This window comes from Thiomicrorhabdus heinhorstiae (assembly GCF_013391765.2).
GTDB classification, from domain to species: domain Bacteria; phylum Pseudomonadota; class Gammaproteobacteria; order Thiomicrospirales; family Thiomicrospiraceae; genus Thiomicrorhabdus; species Thiomicrorhabdus heinhorstiae.
This window is the reverse complement of record NZ_JACBGI020000001.1, coordinates 154,100-174,166: the sequence shown is the minus strand read 5'-3', so window position 1 is coordinate 174,166 and position 20,067 is coordinate 154,100. Positions and strand designations below refer to the sequence as shown.

The following is a 20,067-nucleotide window of genomic DNA, read 5'->3' as shown; positions in this document are numbered from 1 at the left end:
TAAATGACCAAGTCAGAATTGATCGAACTCATTGCAAGAAAGCAGACTCAATTTTCCCAAAAAGATGTTGAGATCGCAGTAAATCAAATTGTCGATTCTATGATTGACACCTTATCTCGCGGAGAACGTATTGAAATCCGTGGATTTGGCAGTTTCAGTCTGCATCATAGAAAGGCGAGAACCGGTCGTAATCCAAAAACCGGAGAAACAGTGGAGCTTACCGATAAGCGTGTTCCGCACTTCAAGCCTGGAAAGTCTTTGAGAGAGCGGGTAGACGATTCGAAAGAGCATACTGATATCTTGCTTTGATTTTTAAAAAAAGGGGCTGCCATTCGGTAGCCCCTTTTGTTTTATTGCTCTATAATTTTTGTTTTAAGCTTATAGAGCCTCTTCTGTTATGTCTAAATTCGTTTCTTATCTGCTGACCCTGATTTTTTTAGCGCTGGGTGTCACTCTAGGAGTTTTAAATCCGACTCCGGTTGTACTTGATTTGTTTTTGTTTAAGCCAACCTTACCGCTAAGTGTCATTTTGGCGATTGTTTTTATTATCGGTTTACTGTTTGGCGGAATGTTGATCGCAATGCAACTTATGTCGCTGCGCTGGCAGTTGCGCAAGCAACAAAGAGTTAATGCGCGTCAGGCGGACAAAATTGTTCAACTTAACAAGCAGGTATCAGAGCAGAAAAAAGTATTAAGAAGCGAAGATACTCATTTGAATTTAATAGATAAATAGGAAGTTTATGTCATACAAAAATGATCCAAAAGTTTTAGTTGCTTTGGATTTTGCCGATGCTGATTCGGCATTGCAATTTGTTGACGGCTTACAACCTGATTTGTGCCGTCTTAAGGTCGGTAAGGAACTGTTTGCCGTTGCCGGTCCGGAATTTGTAAAGTGTTTGGTTGGGAAGGGATTTGATGTCTTTCTGGATCTTAAATACCACGATATTCCGAATACTGTGGCCAAGGCTGTCCAGGCTGCCGCCCGCTTGGGAGTCTGGATGGTGAATGTGCATGCATCCGGTGGTCGCAAAATGATGCAGGCGGCTAAAGAAGCTTTGCAGGAATTTGAAAATCCGCCATTACTGATTGCGGTAACGGTTTTGACCAGCATGGATTCCGAAGACTTGAAAGAGATCGGTTTGGACGTCGACCCACAGCAACAGGTACTGAGATTGGCCAAACTGACCAAAGCATCAGGACTGGATGGAGTGGTTTGTTCTGCTCAAGAAGCAGCACTTCTTAGAAAAGAAATCGGCGATGATTTTTGCCTGGTTACTCCCGGAATTCGCCCGCAGGGTAGTGCAACCGACGACCAGAAGCGCATTATGACGCCAAAGCAAGCGCTCGATTTCGGTTCCAGCTATCTAGTTATCGGCCGTCCGATTACCAAGGCACAAGATCCGATTGAAGTCTTGAAGTCGATCAATGCTTCTATCGCTTGATGTCAGACGGTTTTTTCTTTGTATTCAAAAGGATAATGACTTCTCAGCAATCCTTTCTTTAATCCGGCGTGATAACGATAAAAGCTTGTAAATAAATAAGTTTCCATTTATAATTCGCGCCTTTCAAACGTGATTTGAATTTCCTTGTCTCACTGCCCAAAGGCCGATTTCCTAAAATCGGCGTGCGGTTCGGGAGACTGTTTTATCATCCATAAGGAGAAAATGAATGCGTCATTATGAAGTCGTATTTCTAGTGCACCCTGATCAATCAGAACAGGTGCCTGCTATGCTAGAGCGCTACCGCGCCCTTATCGAACAGTCTGGCGGAGCGATTCACCGTCTAGAAGACTGGGGTCGTCGTCAACTTGCTTATTTGATCAACAAGGTCCACAAAGCACACTACATTCTAATGAACATCGAATGTAGCCAGGAAGTTTTGGACGAGCTTGAAAATGCTTTCTATTATAACGATGCGGTTCTTCGCAGCATGTTCGTTAAACAGAACGAAGCGATCACTGAGCCTTCAGTTATGATGGGTAAGAAAGAAGATAAAGCTGACAAGCGTCGCGAAAACAAGGAGTAAGACATGGCTAGAGGTTTTGGACGTAAAAAATTCTGTCGTTTTACTGCTGACGGCGTAAAACAGATTGACTACAAAGACCTAGATACTTTGAAAGCTTATATTACCGAAACCGGTAAAATCGTTCCAAGTCGTATCACTGGAACCAGCGCTAAGTATCAGCGTCAATTGGCTACTGCGATCAAACGTGCTCGTTACATCGCTTTGTTGCCATACACAGATCAACACAAATAATTGGTTGCAGCGGTAAAAAATAATAACAATTAAAAGGAACCAAAATGCTTAGCCTTGCAAATTTTGCTATGAAAGGACCTTTTCAGGCTGGCATAGCTGTAGTTTTGTTAGCAGCGTTAAGTGTTTGGTTCACTCCGATCGGTGTGTTGGTTGGAGCGATTATAGCCTTGGTCACTCTGAGAGTATCGGAAGTGGAAGGGCTGAAAACCTTAATTTGGGGTTTATTGGTTCAACTGGCTTTAGTAGTCAGTTTGACTGGAAGCTACTGGCCGGCGATTGTCTCCGCTCTGGAGTTTATGTTGCCGGTTTGGCTGGTGAGTGTGGTTTTGAAAAAAACCGGTTCTCTAGCTCTTGCTTTGCAAACCGCAATGGTTATGGTTGGTCTTGGCGTGATCGGTTTCCATTTAGTGGTTGCCAATCCGACACAGTGGTGGACCGAACTTTTCCAACAGTCGTTGTTGCCGATTCTGCAAGAAAGCGGAGTCAGCTATTCGCAGGATGCGATGGAAGGGTTGATACAAATGGTTACCATGCTGCTTGGCGTTTTCGCCTTGACATTATGGTTCTCAATTGTACTGCTCGCGCGCTGGTGGCAAAGTCGGTTGTATTTCCCGGGTCGTTTTAGCCAGGATTTCTATGCACTAAGTTTGCCGAAATCAACTGCTTATATTGCAGTGATTCTGGCAATCTTTGGTTTAATCGGAACCGGGCAGGGACTGGTTTATGACTTGTCCGGAGTAGTGATTGCCGGCTTGATGTTTCAAGGTTTGGCCATTGCACACCATACGGTTAAAAAACGTCAGGCGAGTGCCGCCTGGTTGTTTGCGCTTTATGTGTTATTATTTTTGCTGCCGCAAACCATGCTGATATTAGCAACCATCGGTTTAATCGATACCTGGATGGATTTTCGAAACCGATGGGATCAAGAACAATGATGAGGTTTAAGCCATGAATGTTATTCTGCTTGAAAAAGTACAAAATCTAGGCTCTTTGGGTGATCAAGTTTCTGTTAAAGCGGGTTATGCTCGTAACTTTTTGATTCCTCAAGGTAAAGCTAAAGCGGCGACGAAAGAAAACATCGCTGAATTTGAAGCACGTCGTGCAGAACTTGAAAAAGCGGCGGCGGCTGAACTTGCTGTTGCTCAAGGTATCTTCGAGAACCTGAACGGTCAAGTTATCGCAATCGAGTCAACTGCCGGTGACGAAGGTAAACTATTCGGTTCTGTCGGTACTCAAGACATCTCTGACGCTTTGAAAGCGGCTGGTTTCGATGTTGAGCGTCGTGCAGTTCGTATGCCAGAAGGTGCTCTACGTCACGTAGGTACTTATGAAATCGACGTTCAGTTGCACACTGACGTTGTTGCTTCAATCACTGTTGAAGTTAAATCAACTTCTGAAGAATAAGATTTCTTTAGATTTTGATTAAAACGGGGCTTTCATAGCCCCGTTTTTATTTACTTCCTTTAAAAATCATTCAAAAACTGAGCTTTTCTCAGATTCTATTTTCTCCGTGCATTCAACGAGTATAATAAGTCCTTTTCCAACGCTATCTTTAAGACTTTATATATTCGAATGGCATCCTCAAACGATCATCTAAAAACCTCGGAAACCGTCTTTAAATTGCCGCCGCATTCATTGGAAGCGGAACAATCCGTTCTTGGGGGATTAATGCTTTCCGGTGATGTGATCGATGATGTCGTTACTCTGATTAACGCCAAAGATTTTTATACCAAACAGCATCAGGTGATTTTCGAATCGATTATTGAGTTGAGTCGCCAGAATAAACCTTACGATCTGGTTGCAGTCGCCGCCCGCCTGGCTTCAACCGGCAACCTGGAAACCGCTGGCGATAAAGATTATCTTACCGAACTGGCAAAAAACACTCCGAGTGCTGCCAATATTCTTTACTATGCCAGTTTAGTACGTGACAAATCGATCTTGCGTAGCCTGATTCAGGCCAGTAACGAAGTATCCGAAACAGCTTACTTTCCCCAAGGCAAGGAAGTTCGCGAAATCCTAGATATTGCCGAGTCGAAAATCATGCAGATCGCCGAGCACGGGGAAGGAAAAGAGCGTCAATACAAGACGATGGATATTCTGCTGGAAGCGGCGATCAATAAAATCGACGAGCTCTTCAATACCGAAGGCAGTATTACCGGTGAAGAAACACACTTGACCGAGTTCGATGAAATTACCGCCGGTTTACAGAAAGGCGATCTGATTATCGTCGCCGGACGACCATCGATGGGGAAAACTACCTTCTCGATGAATATGGCGGAAAATATTGCAACCAAGAACAGTACACCGGTTGCGGTATTCAGTATGGAGATGCCAGGGGAATCACTGGCGATGCGTATGATCAGTTCGATAGGGAAGATTGATGCCGGACGCATGCGAACAGGAAAATTGCAGCAGGAAGATTGGCCGAAATTGAATGCGGCTATTAACATTCTTTCCAAAGCCAAAGTTTATATCGACGATACGCCGGCACTGATGATTACCGAATTAAGAGCACGAGCGCGCCGTATCGATAAAGACATTCGTGATTTGCAGCGCAAGGAAGCGATGGAAGCCGGTGTTGAAAATCCGGAATCCAAAGTGACCGGGCTGGGCCTGATCGTCGTCGATTATCTGCAGTTGATGCGCGGCTCGGTGAATGCGGAAAACCGTGTGAATGAAATTTCGGAAATCTCCCGTGGTCTGAAGGCGCTCGCTAAAGAATTGAATATCCCGGTAATTGCGCTGTCGCAGTTGAACCGAAGTTTGGAACAACGCCCGAATAAACGTCCTGTTATGTCAGATCTTCGTGAATCCGGAGCGATCGAGCAAGATGCGGATTTGATTATCTTTATCTATCGCGATGAAGTCTATAACAAAGATACCGACGACAAGGGAACTGCGGAGATCATTATCGGTAAGCACCGTAATGGTTCTCTGGGTACGGTTCGCCTGACGTTCATGGGAGAATACACCCGTTTCGAAAACCATGCCGCCTTTGATGTTCACGATGGAAGTTACTAAAAGTCTATGAGATACCGTCCCGCTTGTGCCTATATCGATCTGAATGCGCTCCAGCATAATTTACGCGTTATAAAATCCAAAGCTCCGGAAGCCAAAATTCTTGCTGTAGTCAAAGCCAATGGCTACGGTCACGGCATCAATCGCGTTGTCAGACACCTGTCTCAGGCAGACGGCTTCGGTGTTGCTTCTTTGGATGAAGCGATGGTACTGCGCCAGCAGGGTTTTTTACACCGCATTCTTCTTTTGGAAGGGCTGTTCTCCGAAGCGGAACTTCCGCTGGTCGCACAAAACCGTCTTGATATTGTGGTGCATTCTCTTTATCAGCTCGAATGGTTGCTGGATTTTCATTGTGACTGCAAATTAAATGTGTGGATCAAGATCGACAGCGGTATGCATCGCCTGGGCTTCTCGAAAGAAGAGTTTCCGCAGGTATTGGAACAGTTGGAGGCGGTCAGTGACCGCTATAGATTGTTTACCATCAGTCATTTTTCCTGTGCCGATGAAGATACTCTAGAAGCACAGGAGTTTACTCATAAGCAATTGGAAACTTTTTACGATTTAACCGATCCACTTAGTTATCCCAAGAGCATTGCCAACTCGGCAGGGATTATTTATTATCCTCAATCACATTTTGATTGGGTTCGCCCTGGGATTATGCTGTATGGTGCCGGAGCAGATCCTCAAGACAATCTGCAGTTGAAACCGGTTATGCGTTTGGAATCGAAACTGCAAGCTCTGCGTTGGGTCAAAGCCGGAGAACCCGTTGGCTACGGCAACTGCTGGACCGCATCGCGCAAAAGTTTGATCGGAGTCGTTGCAATCGGTTACGGCGACGGTTATCCTCGGCATGCCCGCAACGGCACGCCGGTTCTGATTAACAACCGAAGAGTGCCTTTGGTCGGCAGAGTGTCGATGGATATGATTACCGTCGATTTAACCGATATAGAAGGCGAGTTTAATATCGGCGATACGGCGGTGCTGTGGGGTGATGAACAGCTGAGTGTGGATGAAGTTGCCGAATACTCGGGGACGATCGGTTACGAACTGCTATGCGGCATCACTAAACGCGTAACCAAAATTGAGCGATAGCTTTAAATAAACCAACCGAGGAAAGATGATGGATAAGCGAATCGAATTAAACGAATCGGCAGCGGCTTTTCAAGGCTTTTTCCAGATTCGCCGTCTTAAATTCCGCCATAGCCTATACCGCGGCGGCATGACTCCGGAAATCGAGCGCGAGGTGTTCGGACGAGGCCAGGCTTCGGTGGTTCTGTTATATGACTCACAAGCCGAAGAGATTGCCTTAATTGAGCAGTGCCGTGCCGGTGCGGTCGAAAGAGCGCTTCGCCAGAATAAGATAGAAAAAGCCTGGCTTCTGGAGCCGGTTGCCGGCATGATCGATCTGGGCGAAACACCTTTAGAAGCCGGTATCAGAGAGGTACGCGAAGAAGCCGGCTTGCATGTCGACGATTTGGAATACATCAGCAAGTTTTACCCTAGCCCGGGCGGTTCCGATGAAATTTTGCACCTTTTTGCGGTAGAAATTAACGTCAGCCACCTTCCTGAATTCTCCGGTTTGGAAGAAGACCATGAAGATATCAAAATCGTGCGTTTGAGTTTTGCGCAAGCGAAACAGATGATGCTGGGAGGGCAATTTAATGTCGCCACGACTTTTATCGCACTGCAATGGCTGTTCTTTCAAAAACTGGCGCATTAATCGCCTTGAACAATAGTTTTATATCTTATGTTGTGTTTATTTCGAAATAGCCGTGTGCACCCAAAACTGAATTTCTGGTTCCAGTCGATCAGCCTTGTGGCTGTTGTGGTGTGGCTGTATTTTACTTTTGTTGAAAAGTCTTTGATTTCCAGACTTTTCGAAGGCCAGGCCTTACTCATCGATTTATTACTAGGATTACCGTTAGTCCTGGCTTTGGCAGTAGTGATTTATGCCAGTGTTTTCTGGACTCTAAAATTGATTTTGGTACTCGCTTTCCCGCAATTCTTGCAGACAATCGAAACACATTACGATGGTGACGAGGAATCAATACAGCGGCTTGAAGATGAACACGGACAGGCATACTGGGAACAGGAGGATGATACTTCCGATAAGCAAACAGTACAAAACGATCAACCAGCATCAAACTCTTCCTCAAAAAAGCCCGATTAGCTTAAATGGACAAGAGTAATCCGACGAACGCGTTCTTAACCGAAGCAAAACTTCTCCTCAATCTCGCTGTACCGATTTTTCTGGCACAACTGGCTATGACCGGTTTAGGGCTGATCGATACCCTGATGTCGGGAAGAGTCGGCGTTGACGATCTTGCCGCCATCGGCTTGGGGTCCAGCATTATGCTGCCGGTCTTTATTTTTAATACCGGCGTTCTTCTCGCCATTACACCTCTGGTTGCAAAAGCCCACGGTGCCGATCAAGACGAGCGAATGCGTCAATTTGTCGTACAGGGCATCTGGATTTCAATTCCGTTAGGCATTTTTGCTCTAATTCTTTTATTGCAAAGCGATCTTCTGCTGCAATATTTACAGCTTAGCGACAAGGTCTTTCTGCTCACGCATGACTATCTGATTTATATCGCCTTCGGCATGCCCGCAATGGCGCTCTATCAAGTATTTCGTTTCTTTTGGGAGGGGATGGGAACGACTTTGCCGACCATGTGGCTTAGTTTTATCGCTTTACTGGTCAACATTCCACTAAATGCATTGTTTATTTATGGCTGGCAGGATTCGATTCCCGCTTATGGTGCTGCCGGCTGTGGAATCGCCAGTGCCATCGTGATGTGGTTAATGCTGTTTTTTGGTATTTTATATGCCTACCGATCCAAAATCACTGCATTCCATATTCGCCGGCTGAATTGGAAGCTGCCAGCATGGAATGCGGGCATTAGTGAAATACTCCATTTGGGCATTCCAAATGCTCTGGCACTGCTCTTTGAAATCAGCCTGTTTACTTTCATCGTCCTGTTTATTGCAGTACTGGGGACCGATGCGATCGCAGCTCATCAGATTGCCATCAGTTTTACCTCGGTAGCTTTTATGTTGCCTTTAAGTCTTGGTATGGCATTAACAGTCCGCATCGGCAAGGAATACGGCAGGATGAATATCGAGCAGCTGCTTTTGACGCTAAAAGTCGGTTTCGGCTTCGCTCTTTTAATCGGTTCTTTTTTGTCTATGACCAGTATCCTCTTTAGAGATGAAATCATCACTGTTTACACTTCCGATTATTCAGTCGCTGCGATGGCAAGCAGTCTTTTTATTTTGGCGGCCATGTATCAGTTGTCCGATGCAATCCAAGTGGCTTCAGCCGGGGCTCTAAGAGGTTTCCATGACACGAAAGTGACCATGGTTGTAAATTTTATTAGCTATTGGATGATCGGCTTAGGTTTGGGCTATGTCTTGGCGTTTCAAGGAATCTTCAGCCAACCTATGGGGGTTGCCGGTTTTTGGTTGGGTATTGTTATCGGCTTGAGTCTCGCAGCGATTCTTTTGGGTTGGCGATTACACTGGCGCTACCGACAAGTGTTAAGTGAGGCGATTGTACAATGAGTTTTCAGGCATGTTTGTGCGGTTCCAGCAAGGCGTTCAGCGATTGCTGTCAGCCTCTGATTGAAGGACTAAAAACAGCTGAAACCTCCGAGGCTCTAATGCGCTCGCGTTACTGCGCTTTTAAACTTCGCAATGCTGATTACCTGATGCAGAGCTGGGACGAGGAGACACGTCCTGAATTTATCGACTTTGACTTGTCATTAGAATGGACCGGATTGCAAATTAACGGCAGAAAGAAAGGACGCAAGAAAGACGGTGAAGGTTGGGTGACTTTCGTGGCGCACTACCGAATCAGTGGACAAAATATCGAAGGCTATCTGCACGAGAAAAGCTATTTTCGAAAAAATAACAATGGATTATGGCGTTATGTGGAAGGCGAAATCAAAGCGTCCTAGCAATTTTTTGAGCCTTTTTAAAAGCATTTAACGCTTTTAAAACGCGGCTTTTAAGACTTTTTATCATCGTCGTGACGAGAACCGCTTCGTGGTTCTTTATCTTTAAAAACGCGGTACAGCCACCACATGGAAAGACCGACCACGACAAGTGCTGCTGCCAAAAGAGCAAATGTAATTAAAAGAGCGGAACCTATACTGCTTAAATCCGGCATTCTTTCTCCAATCGTCTGTTCTCGGTATCTTTTTATCGCAAAGCATTCTACAATAATTTTCAATTGAACTTCAGGTTAAGTCCCGCGCATTATGTCATTTACCATTTCCGATTTAGAAAAAGAACGCGAAAAAATTCTTAAAGAGATTGAAAATAAAACGCAACAATTTTCTCAATCTGCCACTGAATCGCCATCCAAAAGGCAGGAACCCAATCTAAGAGATTGGCTCAAAGCTGCCGACACGGTGATTCCTGATCAGAAAAAAGTCATGCCGGACAAGGATTTCGATCTTGGAGAAAACACTGTTCACCCGGCAAGTGAATCACATAGCTTACAGATTCGCCGTAAAAACGTTGCTTACGGTATCGCGATCTTAAGTGGAACGGTCGTTTTTACCTTGGCTGCTTCACTGTTTTTTAGCCATCAGGATCTTCAGGCTCAGTTGAACGAGATGCAGCAACAGGCACAAACACAATCCGAACTGATTCAAGGGCTGGAAGAGAAAATTGCAGGCTTTGAAAAACAGGATGAGAATGTGGTTGATGTCGATTCTCTCAAAGTGCAACTCAGCGCCCTGGAAAACCAAATTGCCGACCTGAAATCGCAAATCGCTGATCAAAAAAAACAAACTTCAGAGTCTGATCAGCATAAAACGCTTTCCGCCTTAGAAAACTTGGTGAATCAGAAATGGCAGCTTATGAGTCAACAGTTGGCTCAGCAGACCAAACTAGGGCTCAAGGCTGATAAAGCCCCAGCCATTGAAACGACTTCCAAAACGGCTAAAACCGCTGATTTATCCATTAAGGAACCTACGGTTCCAAGTACACCGAAGTCGCCACAAACACCAAAAGTGGCACAGAGTCCTGCACAAACCTGGTTGCTGAATCAAAACGGCAAGGATTACATTTTGCAGTTGGCAAGCTCGACAAAAAAATCCGATTTACAACGCATTGTCGATAATAAAAAAATCAAGCAAGTGGAAATTTTGCCGCAAACGACCAAGCAGGGCGGAGTTCGCTATATTCTGGTCAGCCGCCAGGCATTTGAAGAGAAAGCTTTGGCATCGGATGCGGCTAAGAAAATGAAAACGAATTTCGGCATTTCCCCGTGGATTCGCCAGTTTGAAGACTTGAGCAGGCGTTTACCGGGTTAAATTAACTTCCTTGATATAGCGGCAGTTCGATATTGAAACGGACACCGTCGAAAGCATCTTTCGTTTTGCTCATATTTTCCGCATAAACCTTACCCTTGTGGAAGTCGACAATCAGCTTGACGATATACAGTCCTAAGCCCAAGTGCGTTTGCCCTTGATTCAAGGTGCGGATGGATGTCATGCCATCAAAAATCTGCTGTTCGTAACCGGCAGGAAGCGCAGGCCCTGAGTTCTCAACCCGAATAATCACCTTATCCGCTCCAAGCGGCTGGCAATCGACATGCACAGGCCTCTGACCGTCGCTGAAGTCGATCGCATTACTTAGCAGTTTGTCCATCATCTGCTCCAACATAAATCCATCTCCCATAACCTGGGCATGCTTATTGATCCTGCATTGATAGGTCAGGGACCATTCCGGGTGCAAAGTGATATTGTTGTGCATATAGTGATCCAGCATGACGGCGATCGGAAAGGCTTCCGGTATCTGACTGTGCAAACTGTCTTCAATACTGGTAGCTTCTGAAAGCGAGGCAATGATCTGCTTGAGTTGCGCCAGTGCATGCTTGGCGTATTCAAGCTGGCTGTGTTCGGTATCCTTTTCTAAAAGAGTCAATGCCATGGATAAACGGTTCAACGGGTTATGCAGTTCATGCCGCAATGTCTTTGGAAGCTGTTTTAAATAACGCTCGTAACCACTTAATTGTTTTAGCATTTCATCTATATGCTGACGTAAGTCGGATAGCTCATCAAAATAAAAACGGTTTCTCTGTTCCGGAAAAACCAGATTGGTTAGGTGGCCTTGCAGACTATAGGTTTTCTTAACATCGTTATCCAGACGTATGATTCGGTTGGAAAGCGCGGCGGTATGCAGCATAACACCAACGATTACGATAACGAAAATCAAGGCTCCGATACCGATCAAACGATAAAAATAATCCAGACTTTCACTGAACAGAGTCTCCATTTTCTGTTCCAGGACCAAAGCGCCGATAATACGGTTTTGCAGCATTAACGGGGTTGCCGACATGAGAGAAATCGGTTGACTGTCCGAGTTCATCCGATACTGTTGAAGTGTACGACCGCGCAAGGCGTTTTCGATCAAGGTTTTTTCCGGAGTCCGACTTTGCGGATACGGATAGGGAAGCGAATAGGGGATGAAAGTCGCAAAAGTTTTAATGATCAGCTTACCGGCAGCGGTATAAAAATCGTTATGGATATTGAACTGCTCTCGAGGCAGCTGGCCGACGACATAAGTGGTTTTTCCGTATTCGTTGACAACCCATAAAACCGAATTGGAAAGATTCAGGTGAGCAAGGCGTGTTGGATGTCCAGACTGGATTTGCAATGCCCAGAGGTCGGTACGATTTTCCAGAATAAGTGCCAGATTCTCTACGGTCTGTTGTTGAACAATGGCTTGATTGTTCAACATGATCCGATGTAAATCGACTGCAAAACGATAGGCAAGAAACGGTAGGGTTGTCAGCAATAGAAGAAAAATCAGTACTCGCGTACGAATCGATAATCTGAATTTTGATGACGCTTTAAACCCTACCACAAGCTTTCAACTTATCTTAACCTAGCTCGTCACTCTTATCCTGCCAGCTGTAACCACGCCCGTATTCGTTATGAATATGATTGAAATTAGGCGTGATTTTTTTGAAGGCATTACGAATACGACAGATATGGGTGTTAATGGTATTACGTTCTACTACACCTTGGGTCGCGGACTGCAGAGCATCGTAGGAGATGACGGATCCTTTGTCAGCCGTAGCGAATTGTTTGAGCATCTCAAATTCAGTCGCCGTCAGATCCAACGGTTTTTCATGCCAATAGGCCTTGAATTGCTCCGGGGCCAATTCCAAACCTTCGATCAAAGAGTGTTCTTCATGCTCGGAATTTTTCGGGGTAGAGGTGATGCGCAGCAGATTCTTAACCTTGACGATCAATACATTCAAACTGATCGGTTTCGGCAGATAATCGATCGCGCCTAAAGCATGACCGGTATAAATATCGAATTCGGATTGGCGCTCCGACAGGAAAATGATCGGAATAGGCTGATTGTAGCTCAACAGGTGTTTAGCCAGATCGAAACCACCATCGATTTCTGATCCTAGAATTATGTCGGAAATAACCAGATCCGGCAGTGTTTTGGCAAAATAATCTTGCGCGTCTTGACGATTGGTAAAAGATTCAACGCTAAATCCTTGTTGCTGTAAAGCAGTGACCAAACTTTCTAACTGAATAGGATCGTCTTCAATAACGGCAATTCGATAATCGGTGTTTTGCATGCGTACCTCAAGAAGAGTTTAAAACTGAAAAGGGGTCCCTAAAGACCCCTGTGACAATTAGCCAACGTGTTGGAAATCCAAAACCTGCATATTCATAATCAGACCGGCGTCCTGAACCGGCAGAACGATAGCGTCTTCACCTGAATCGTTGTGGTGAGAGTGCCATAGTCCAGGAGGAGTGATAAAGGCTGAGCCAGGCGTCCACATGGCTTTAATCGGATCTTTGATAGAGCCGTCTTCGTTCAGTTCTTTACCGATCAGTGTATAGGTTTCAGGACCGGCAGACACGACAAAATCCAAAGCAATCGAATTGTGACGATGCGGTTTTTGCGTAACACCGGCAGGTAATACGTTGTACAAAGCCCATAGAGTATGAGTCAGAGTCATGGTGATAGGGAAGTTCGGGTTCGACAACAAGAAGCCTGTGCGGTTACGTCCCGCCGCAATTTTGCGCACGTCTTCGAGTTCTTTCGTCAAACGTTCACGTGTATAAAGAACCGGTTCAAAACGCTCTTTTTGCGGAGTCACACCCAAATATTCAAGTAATGGCGAGTCGGTCACCCAGTAAATCGCGGTATCTTCATCCGCACTATGCAGCGCATCAGGAACAGCCGGAAGGGTGAATAGATCTCCTTCCTTCCAATTTACCGTACCGTGTTTCATCTGAGTGCGGCCTTTACCGCGAATAACATAGAAAAACTGTGACGTTGCATTAGCGTCGGTTTTCAAAGTATCGCCACTGCAAATACGCAGGTAGTTCGCCATCAAATTTGGCGTAGTTGCCGGGTAAGCGGTCTGCAACTGACTGGATTGATCGAAAGGGATAATGCGAGTATCGCCGGATTCATGCAGAGCACTAGGGTAAGGAACAACATCAATTTTCGGCATCGGAGGATTGACTGCCGACATATATTCTTTAACTTGAGCGTGTCTTTCCCACTGCTGCTGGGCAGCTTCCTGAATTTGTTCTACTTTCACTCGATTCATATCTGGTAACCCTGCTGGTAAATTTTTATTTTTATAAGAACTCGCATTATAAAATCAGTCTCTATAAATTACTACCGACAAAAATCACCGCCGAAGCAGTGATTAACTGCGAATTCTCTAGTTAAAATTTGAATTTATTCAACTTTTTACGTTCACTGGAAGATGGCAAATTCAACGCCTCACGGTATTTGGCAATTGTCCTGCGGGCCACAGAGATTCCTTTCTCTTCCAAAAGTTGCATTAATTTGCTGTCACTCAAAGGCTTCTTCGGATCTTCTTCATCGATCAGGGCTTTGATGTGCGCCTTAATCGCAATGGCCGATTGATCGGCACTGCCGTATTGACTGACGCCACTGGAGAAGAAATATTTCAATTCAAAAGTACCGCGCGGGGTTTGAATGTATTTCTGATTTGTGGCACGCGAAATAGTCGATTCATGAAGATCCAAATGTTCGGCGACTTCACGTAATACCAACGGTTGCATGGCTTGTTCACCTTCTTCAAAAAAGCGCTGTTGCTTTTCAACGATGAATTTACCGACCTTGAGCAGAGTTTCACCACGGCTGTGAATACTCTTGATCAAACCCTTTGCTTCAGTTAACTGCTCTTTGATCTTTTTAGATTCGTTTGAATCCTGAACCTGGCTTGCCAAGTCGACGTAGGCGGAATTTACCGTTAATCTAGGAAAAGCGTCCGCATTCAGCTCGACAATCCAGCCGTCCTGACGATTACGACGTAATCGAAGGTCCGGAACCACCACTTCAGTTTGTGTAGCGGAAAAAGTGCGTCCCGGACGAGGATTCAGGGATTGAATCAATTTTAGAATCTGATGCAATTCCTCATCGTTCAAGGCGTACATTTTTTTAATACGTTTATGATCCTGATAGGTCAACCAATCAAAATGCTCTTTAATCAATTGACGGGCAGTGACTACGAAAGGGGTGCTTTTTACTACACCCAATTGCAACAACAAAGATTCCTGTAAATCCCTTGCTCCAACACCGGTTGGCTCAAATTGCTGAACTACACCAAGCACTTCGCTTAACTCTTCAGAAGTCACATGCAGATCAAGTTCATTTTCCTGAATCGCTTCGAGTAATTGCGGTAACGATGAACTTAAATAACCTTCATCGTTAATATCATCGATCAAGTAAGGAGCAATGATTTGCTGGCGTTCATTCCATGGATAGATATCCGATTGCCAGTACAAGTGGTCATGCAAAGATTTTTCGGATGCCGTATAGGTTTCAGCACTGACATAATCAGCAACACTGCTTTGCGACGAACTGGCCGTATGGTCGGCAAACACTTCATCCCATTGGCAATCGAGTTCAAGTTCATCACTGATCTTATTTGCTTGCTCGATATCGAGTGGAGCAGGCTCTGCATCGGAATCAACAGCGCTGTCAGCTTCAATGTCGTTACGTTCTTCACTGGCTAGCTCTTCATTTTCATCATAGACTTCAAGCATGAAATTGGTTTCAAGCGTTGATTCAATGGTCTGCTGAACTTCGAGTGCGGAATACTGCAATATTTTTATGGACTGTTGCAGTTGAGGTGTCAACTTCAGCTGCTGTCCAATATTAATTTGTAAACCAGGCATTAAGGCCATTTAATAAAGCTCCACTAACTGGAAATAAGATTTTGAAATAGTAAAAAAAAGGAATATCGCTATAATAATCTAAGCCGAACGGGCAGGCCTGTGGGTATATCATTTCATCGCCAGCTTTCAAGCCGATCTCGATACCACTGAAAAGCCTACTTGTTGTTGACTTAAAACTTTATTGTAACCTAACGTTACAACATGTTAAATCACTCTATGGTGCAAAAAATGCTTGCAAAAGCAAAGTAGCCGGTTTTTTGATCTCAACAGGACGTAAAGATAATAGACAAGAAGAGAGGAAATCATGTCGATTAAAGAAGCAGCTCATGAAATTGTAGACGGTCTGGCAGATGACGCTACATGGAATGATTTGGTGCGAGCCTTATATAAGCAGAAAAAAATCACTTTAGGTATGAGCGATTTGGAAATCGTAAAACCTGAATTGAGTGATGCAGAAATCAGTACGGTAATGGCACGTATTCAATCATCCAGCTCTCAACCGGATGACATGCGAAACACCCGTAGCTATAAGCCAGGGAATGCCGCTACAATCGGCATGGTGGCAGGGGTTATAGCCGTTTTATTCGCCTTGGTTTTCCCTCCGGTCTCATGGGTGGCGGTTCCTGTGGCAATCGTCGCCGGTTTTATCGGAATAAAAAGAAAAGAAGAGAAGGCATGGGTTCCGGTTTTACTGGGCTTGGTCTCAATCATTCCATTTATCGAATTATTGATCGAAACCTCAAAATAAGCCTAAATGAAGGGATAAAAGAACCCGTTTTAATTTTTTTATCCCTTCAAAAATCAAATCAGCAATAGTTAAGTTAAATCAGCAATATTAGCGTGACTTTGTTTAAACAAGTACTGATCCTTTATTTCATCCGGGATATCCTCAATCCACTGCAAACCATCTTCTTGAACCATTTCTTTCCACTCATCATTGGTGATTTCGTGATCTTCACCGGTATCGGGGTTAAAAATCGTCAAATACACAAATTCACTTTCTTCAGGATCTGAAACATCCATTAACAGAATAGCAGCTCCAACATATTCACCAACAGTCACTTCATAGATTCCGGTTTTAATATTTTCAGACATGTTTTCATCCTCCGAGTAAATTATCATTCAGTCGACATAGACTACCTTAACAAGCCTAAAACCATAAGAGTTTTTAAACAGCTTTTTTCACAAAAAGACCATATATTTAACGCCTAGTAACCTTGTACATTAATTCGCATAATGCATATTATGTTAAATTATGTAATTTGGTTTATTTTATCCGTTAATCCCTTTTACTCGGGACCAAGATAAATAGCGCACGGCATTATTTTCTTGTTCAAATAATGCCGTGCGCAAATAATTAATTCTTGGTCGTTGTTAATTTAATTAAATTCTTTAATTAACCGACTGACGTTTTCCGGCGGTCTACCAAGCACTGCTCGACCGTCAATAACAACAATCGGTCTTTCAATCAGTCTTGGATTCTGATTAAGAATTTGCAGCCATTCCTGCTCATCAATATCGCTACGCTTGTCCAACCCCAATTCCTTATAAAGACTTTCCTTCGTTCTGGCAAGCTGACTAGGTTGAATTTCAAGCAAGTTGCACAGCTCTTGCAACTTTTCTTCTGAAGGAGCTTTATCCAGATAGCGGACTTCTTCGATATTCGTTTCATCAAAATGATCTTTTAAAAGATTGTATGATTCTCGACTTTTTGAACATCGTGGGTTGTGATAAATAATGGCTTTTTTCATGATTTATTCGCTTTCGATTGCGTTTTCCGTTTCGTTATCCAGACGACTGTTTAGCGCTTGTTCTACGGCTTCAATTCTTTGCTTGCACAATTGATAGGCTTTTGTAGCCTCATCCACCATAGGAATCAACTCATCGATGTCGATTTCGTTATTGTTTGATAACTTCTGCGCGATGGTTTGCAGGGTTAAATAATTATCCTTAAAACTTTCCGATTGGCTCATATTAGCTCCTGTTGTGCTTGCACATCGACCTGAATCTTGCCGTCCACAAATTCAATCGTCAGACTCTGTTCATTCAGTGCTTGTTGTTTGTTTATTACAGGTTGTTGTTTTTGATCGTAAACCAGCGCAAAGCCCCTTTCAAGCTGGCTTTGAGGCCCTGCACTGAGAACAAAACCGATCCATTGACGAATGGTTTCTTTTTTATGTTTGAGTTGCCACAAACCTTGTTGATGGATTCGGCTCATCAATTCATCTAATTGCTCTGACTTCCATTCAAGCTTAGGCTTCGTTTGCGCAGCAATCGACGTGTAATACTGAGCCAACGCCTGATTTTTCAGCCTTACAGCAGTATTGGTTTCATGTTGAACTCGCGTGATCATCGGCTCTAGCCGACTTTTCCACTGTGCTAATTGTAATTGACTGCTTTGCGATATTTGTTGCTGGAGCCTTTCCATATTCTGCGAGGCATGCTTGAGGCGTAATTGGCTTTGCGTGCTGATTTGTTGCCAGTTATATTTCGCCTGTTGTGCTTGCTGAAAAATACTTTGACGGATAAAACCAATCACTTTACTTGGCGTATCAAAATGTCGGTTTGCCACTTCATCAAGTATCGTAAGATCACGTTCATGCCCGATGCCGGTCAAAACAGGGAGTTTTGCCAGGCAGATTTGTCTGGCTACCGATTCGATATTTAGTTGATTCAAGTCTAGCTTAGATCCCCCGCCGCGAATAATAACCAGTGCATCGAATGGATGTTTAGCATGAATAGCGTGGACCGCCTCAATGCTTGTCAGGAGGTCCTGCTCGGTACTTTGGCCTTGAAAGCTGCTATAGAAATAGGTGAATTCGCAGAGTTGGTGTTTCTGCAGCAGGTTGGCATCAGCTCTGAAATCTCCCAAGCCGGCTGCATCTGGTGGGGCGATTACAGCAATGCGCTGAAAATCCTCTTTCAACAATTGAGTTCTGTTGTTTTCAAATATTCCCGCGGTTTTCAGTGCCAGACGAATTTTTTGTTGCTGTTGTTGCAGCTCTCCGAGCGTATAGTTTGGATCGATTTCTTGAATATTTAGTGAAAACCCATAGATTTCATGGAAATTGACTTCTGCCAGACACAGCACTTTCAGACCTTTTTCCAGCTGACTTCCGGTAGCGTCAGAGAAGCGTTTGAGAATCATCTCGGCTTGCGACTTCCAGATTGTTGCCCGGCAACTTGCCAGAACTCTGCCCTGTTGATCACTTTCGGTAAGTTCCAAATACAAGTGGCCGCGATTATTATTGAGGTTAGCGATTTCTGCCGTTAACCAGAGCGCTTTACTGAAATATTGACGTAACGACCGCTGAACTTGCCTCATTACCAAAGATAAGCTTTGCGCTTTGATTTCTTCGGTATTCTCTTCTTCTAGCACAGATGATTCATCCACCGCTAGCGGCAACCATTTCGAGAATTGCTCTTTCTGATCCAATAAGTGCTCAGGAATGTACCAAAGCTTACTTACGGCATCCCAGCGAGCGCCCAAAGACTTGGCTTGATCTTTTTCCGGAAAAGGTACTTGTAGAAAAATCACGCTCGAAGTTCCATCCTTTCCTGTTCAGCTCGAACCTTTTGATAAGCCTGCTCCAATACTTCAAGTCCCGCATTGGGTTTATAGGCGTTTTCCGACAGATAACGGCGCCATAATCTGCCACCTGGCAGGCCATGAAATAATCCGAGCATATGACGCGTCACCTGAATAAGCTTCCCACCTGATTGCAGATGAGCTTCTATGTATGGTTTCATCTTTTCAAGCACGCCTTCCCTGCCCGCTACTTTTGGCTCCTGACCATAAACTACCGAATCGACCTCGGAAAGAAGGTATGGTCGTTCGTAAGCCGCCCGACCGATCATGAAACCATCAAGCCGATCCAAACCCTTATATTCCTGTAAATGCAGCATACCGTCTTGCAAATTATGAATTCCGCCGTTAATCGCAATCGGAATGTGCGGAAATTCCTGCTTCATTCGATGTACCAATTCATAATTCAGAGGAGGAATGTCACGATTATCTTTGGGGGACAGCCCTTGTAACCATGCCTTGCGGGCATGAATAATGACACCATCAACCTGTGCCTGATCCACTGCCTGCAAAAACGCATAAATCGACTCTTCTTCATTCTGCTCATCAATTCCGATTCGACACTTGACCGTTACCGGAATATTGATCTTTGCTTTCATCGCAGCAACATCTTCAGCCACCAATTCAGGATGGGCCATTAAGCAAGCACCAATCATATTATTCTGCACACGCTCACTCGGACAGCCGACGTTGAGATTAATTTCGCTGTAACCCCACTCTTCGCCGATTACCGCACACTTTGCCAATTCGGAACTGTTACTTCCTCCTAACTGCAGAACAATTGGAGTCTCATCGGGATGATGGCCTAAAAAGCGCGGAAGATTGTCTCCATAGATAATGGCGCCAGTTGTTACCATTTCGCTATATAGCCAGGCTTTTCGACTTAGTTGACGGTGAAAATATCGGCAGTGCCGATCAGTCCAATCGAGCATGGGGGCAACCGAGAAGTTTTGTGCACTCGATTCTTTGAATGAAGTCTGCATATAAATCTAAAAAAGCCAATGGTAA

General features: G+C 44.5%; 25 protein-coding genes. 15 read left to right on the top strand and 10 right to left on the bottom strand.

Annotated features, from left to right (window positions below):
• The first annotated feature begins 3 nt into the window (after positions 1-3).
• The 13 genes from H8792_RS00955 (at position 4) to H8792_RS00895 (ending at position 9,230) form a co-directional block, all read left to right on the top strand.
• Positions 4-309, top strand: a complete 306-nt coding sequence (locus tag H8792_RS00955; protein ID WP_194947261.1) for an integration host factor subunit beta — start codon at positions 4-6, stop codon at positions 307-309.
• An 88-nt stretch (positions 310-397) separates the two neighbouring features.
• Positions 398-733 (top strand): LapA family protein, encoded by a 336-nt coding sequence (locus H8792_RS00950; RefSeq protein ID WP_194947260.1) that lies wholly within the window; start codon positions 398-400, stop codon positions 731-733.
• Between the two features lie 7 nt (positions 734-740).
• Complete coding sequence (gene pyrF, locus H8792_RS00945) at positions 741-1,442, top strand: orotidine-5'-phosphate decarboxylase (RefSeq protein ID WP_194947259.1); 702 nt, start codon at positions 741-743, stop codon at positions 1,440-1,442.
• A 226-nt stretch (positions 1,443-1,668) separates the two neighbouring features.
• Positions 1,669-2,025: a 30S ribosomal protein S6 gene (gene rpsF / locus H8792_RS00940; protein WP_194947258.1), complete on the top strand. Its 357-nt coding sequence runs from the start codon at positions 1,669-1,671 to the stop codon at positions 2,023-2,025.
• A 3-nt stretch (positions 2,026-2,028) separates the two neighbouring features.
• Positions 2,029-2,256, top strand: a complete 228-nt coding sequence (rpsR, locus tag H8792_RS00935; RefSeq protein ID WP_029407535.1) for a 30S ribosomal protein S18 — start codon at positions 2,029-2,031, stop codon at positions 2,254-2,256.
• 44 nt (positions 2,257-2,300) lie between these two features.
• Positions 2,301-3,191, top strand: coding sequence for a DUF2232 domain-containing protein (locus H8792_RS00930; RefSeq protein WP_194947257.1), 891 nt, complete (start codon positions 2,301-2,303; stop codon positions 3,189-3,191).
• 13 nt (positions 3,192-3,204) lie between these two features.
• On the top strand, positions 3,205-3,660 hold the full coding sequence (gene rplI / locus H8792_RS00925) for a 50S ribosomal protein L9 (protein ID WP_194947256.1): 456 nt from the start codon (positions 3,205-3,207) through the stop codon (positions 3,658-3,660).
• Between the two features lie 168 nt (positions 3,661-3,828).
• The gene (gene dnaB, locus H8792_RS00920) at positions 3,829-5,277 is read left to right on the top strand and encodes a replicative DNA helicase (protein ID WP_194947255.1); all 1,449 of its coding nucleotides are present in this window, start codon (positions 3,829-3,831) and stop codon (positions 5,275-5,277) included.
• A 6-nt stretch (positions 5,278-5,283) separates the two neighbouring features.
• The gene (alr, locus tag H8792_RS00915) at positions 5,284-6,366 is read left to right on the top strand and encodes an alanine racemase (protein WP_194947254.1); all 1,083 of its coding nucleotides are present in this window, start codon (positions 5,284-5,286) and stop codon (positions 6,364-6,366) included.
• A gap of 28 nt (positions 6,367-6,394) precedes the next feature.
• A complete protein-coding gene (locus H8792_RS00910; protein WP_228766863.1) occupies positions 6,395-6,994 on the top strand; it encodes an NUDIX domain-containing protein in 600 nt (199 codons plus the stop codon).
• Positions 6,995-7,048: 54 nt separating this feature from the next.
• Entirely contained in the window at positions 7,049-7,444 is a 396-nt protein-coding gene (locus H8792_RS00905) for a hypothetical protein (RefSeq protein ID WP_194947252.1), read from the top strand.
• 5 nt (positions 7,445-7,449) lie between these two features.
• Entirely contained in the window at positions 7,450-8,835 is a 1,386-nt protein-coding gene (locus tag H8792_RS00900) for an MATE family efflux transporter (protein ID WP_194947251.1), read from the top strand.
• Positions 8,832-9,230, top strand: a complete 399-nt coding sequence (locus H8792_RS00895; RefSeq protein WP_194947250.1) for a YchJ family protein — start codon at positions 8,832-8,834, stop codon at positions 9,228-9,230. The genes H8792_RS00900 and H8792_RS00895 overlap by 4 nt, the downstream gene beginning before the upstream one ends.
• A 50-nt stretch (positions 9,231-9,280) precedes the next feature.
• On the opposite strand, the gene H8792_RS00890 is transcribed toward H8792_RS00895, so the two are convergent.
• Positions 9,281-9,442, bottom strand: coding sequence for a hypothetical protein (locus H8792_RS00890; RefSeq protein WP_194947249.1), 162 nt, complete (start codon positions 9,440-9,442; stop codon positions 9,281-9,283).
• 91 nt (positions 9,443-9,533) lie between these two features.
• On the opposite strand from H8792_RS00890, the gene H8792_RS00885 reads away from it, so the two are divergent.
• A complete protein-coding gene (locus H8792_RS00885) occupies positions 9,534-10,595 on the top strand; it encodes an SPOR domain-containing protein (protein ID WP_194947248.1) in 1,062 nt (353 codons plus the stop codon).
• A 1-nt stretch (position 10,596) separates the two neighbouring features.
• On the opposite strand, the gene H8792_RS00880 is transcribed toward H8792_RS00885, so the two are convergent.
• The 4 genes from H8792_RS00880 to H8792_RS00865 form a co-directional block, all read right to left on the bottom strand.
• The gene (locus tag H8792_RS00880) at positions 10,597-12,024 is read right to left on the bottom strand and encodes an ATP-binding protein (protein ID WP_228766862.1); all 1,428 of its coding nucleotides are present in this window, start codon (positions 12,022-12,024) and stop codon (positions 10,597-10,599) included.
• 142 nt (positions 12,025-12,166) lie between these two features.
• The gene (locus H8792_RS00875) at positions 12,167-12,883 is read right to left on the bottom strand and encodes a response regulator transcription factor (protein ID WP_194947246.1); all 717 of its coding nucleotides are present in this window, start codon (positions 12,881-12,883) and stop codon (positions 12,167-12,169) included.
• A 57-nt stretch (positions 12,884-12,940) separates the two neighbouring features.
• Complete coding sequence (locus H8792_RS00870; RefSeq protein ID WP_194947245.1) at positions 12,941-13,870, bottom strand: cupin domain-containing protein; 930 nt, start codon at positions 13,868-13,870, stop codon at positions 12,941-12,943.
• 121 nt (positions 13,871-13,991) lie between these two features.
• Positions 13,992-15,482, bottom strand: a complete 1,491-nt coding sequence (locus tag H8792_RS00865; protein ID WP_194947244.1) for an RNA polymerase factor sigma-54 — start codon at positions 15,480-15,482, stop codon at positions 13,992-13,994.
• 295 nt (positions 15,483-15,777) lie between these two features.
• Between H8792_RS00865 and H8792_RS00860 the strand changes: the two genes are divergently transcribed.
• Entirely contained in the window at positions 15,778-16,221 is a 444-nt protein-coding gene (locus H8792_RS00860) for a hypothetical protein (RefSeq protein WP_194947243.1), read from the top strand.
• Positions 16,222-16,289: 68 nt separating this feature from the next.
• Here H8792_RS00860 and H8792_RS00855 read toward each other — a convergent pair whose 3' ends face one another.
• From H8792_RS00855 to dusA, 5 genes are all read right to left on the bottom strand, one after another.
• Entirely contained in the window at positions 16,290-16,568 is a 279-nt protein-coding gene (locus tag H8792_RS00855) for a hypothetical protein (protein WP_194947242.1), read from the bottom strand.
• A gap of 284 nt (positions 16,569-16,852) precedes the next feature.
• Positions 16,853-17,224 carry an arsenate reductase (glutaredoxin) gene (gene arsC / locus H8792_RS00850; protein WP_194947241.1) on the bottom strand — a complete coding sequence of 124 codons (372 nt, stop codon included), beginning with the start codon at positions 17,222-17,224 and terminating at the stop codon, positions 16,853-16,855.
• Positions 17,225-17,227: 3 nt separating this feature from the next.
• Entirely contained in the window at positions 17,228-17,446 is a 219-nt protein-coding gene (xseB, locus tag H8792_RS00845) for an exodeoxyribonuclease VII small subunit (protein WP_194947240.1), read from the bottom strand.
• Positions 17,443-19,011, bottom strand: a complete 1,569-nt coding sequence (gene xseA / locus H8792_RS00840; protein ID WP_194947239.1) for an exodeoxyribonuclease VII large subunit — start codon at positions 19,009-19,011, stop codon at positions 17,443-17,445. The genes xseB and xseA overlap by 4 nt, the downstream gene beginning before the upstream one ends.
• Positions 19,008-20,042, bottom strand: coding sequence for a tRNA dihydrouridine(20/20a) synthase DusA (gene dusA, locus H8792_RS00835; RefSeq protein ID WP_194947238.1), 1,035 nt, complete (start codon positions 20,040-20,042; stop codon positions 19,008-19,010). Before dusA ends, xseA begins: the two co-directional genes overlap by 4 nt.
• Positions 20,043-20,067: the final 25 nt, after the last annotated feature.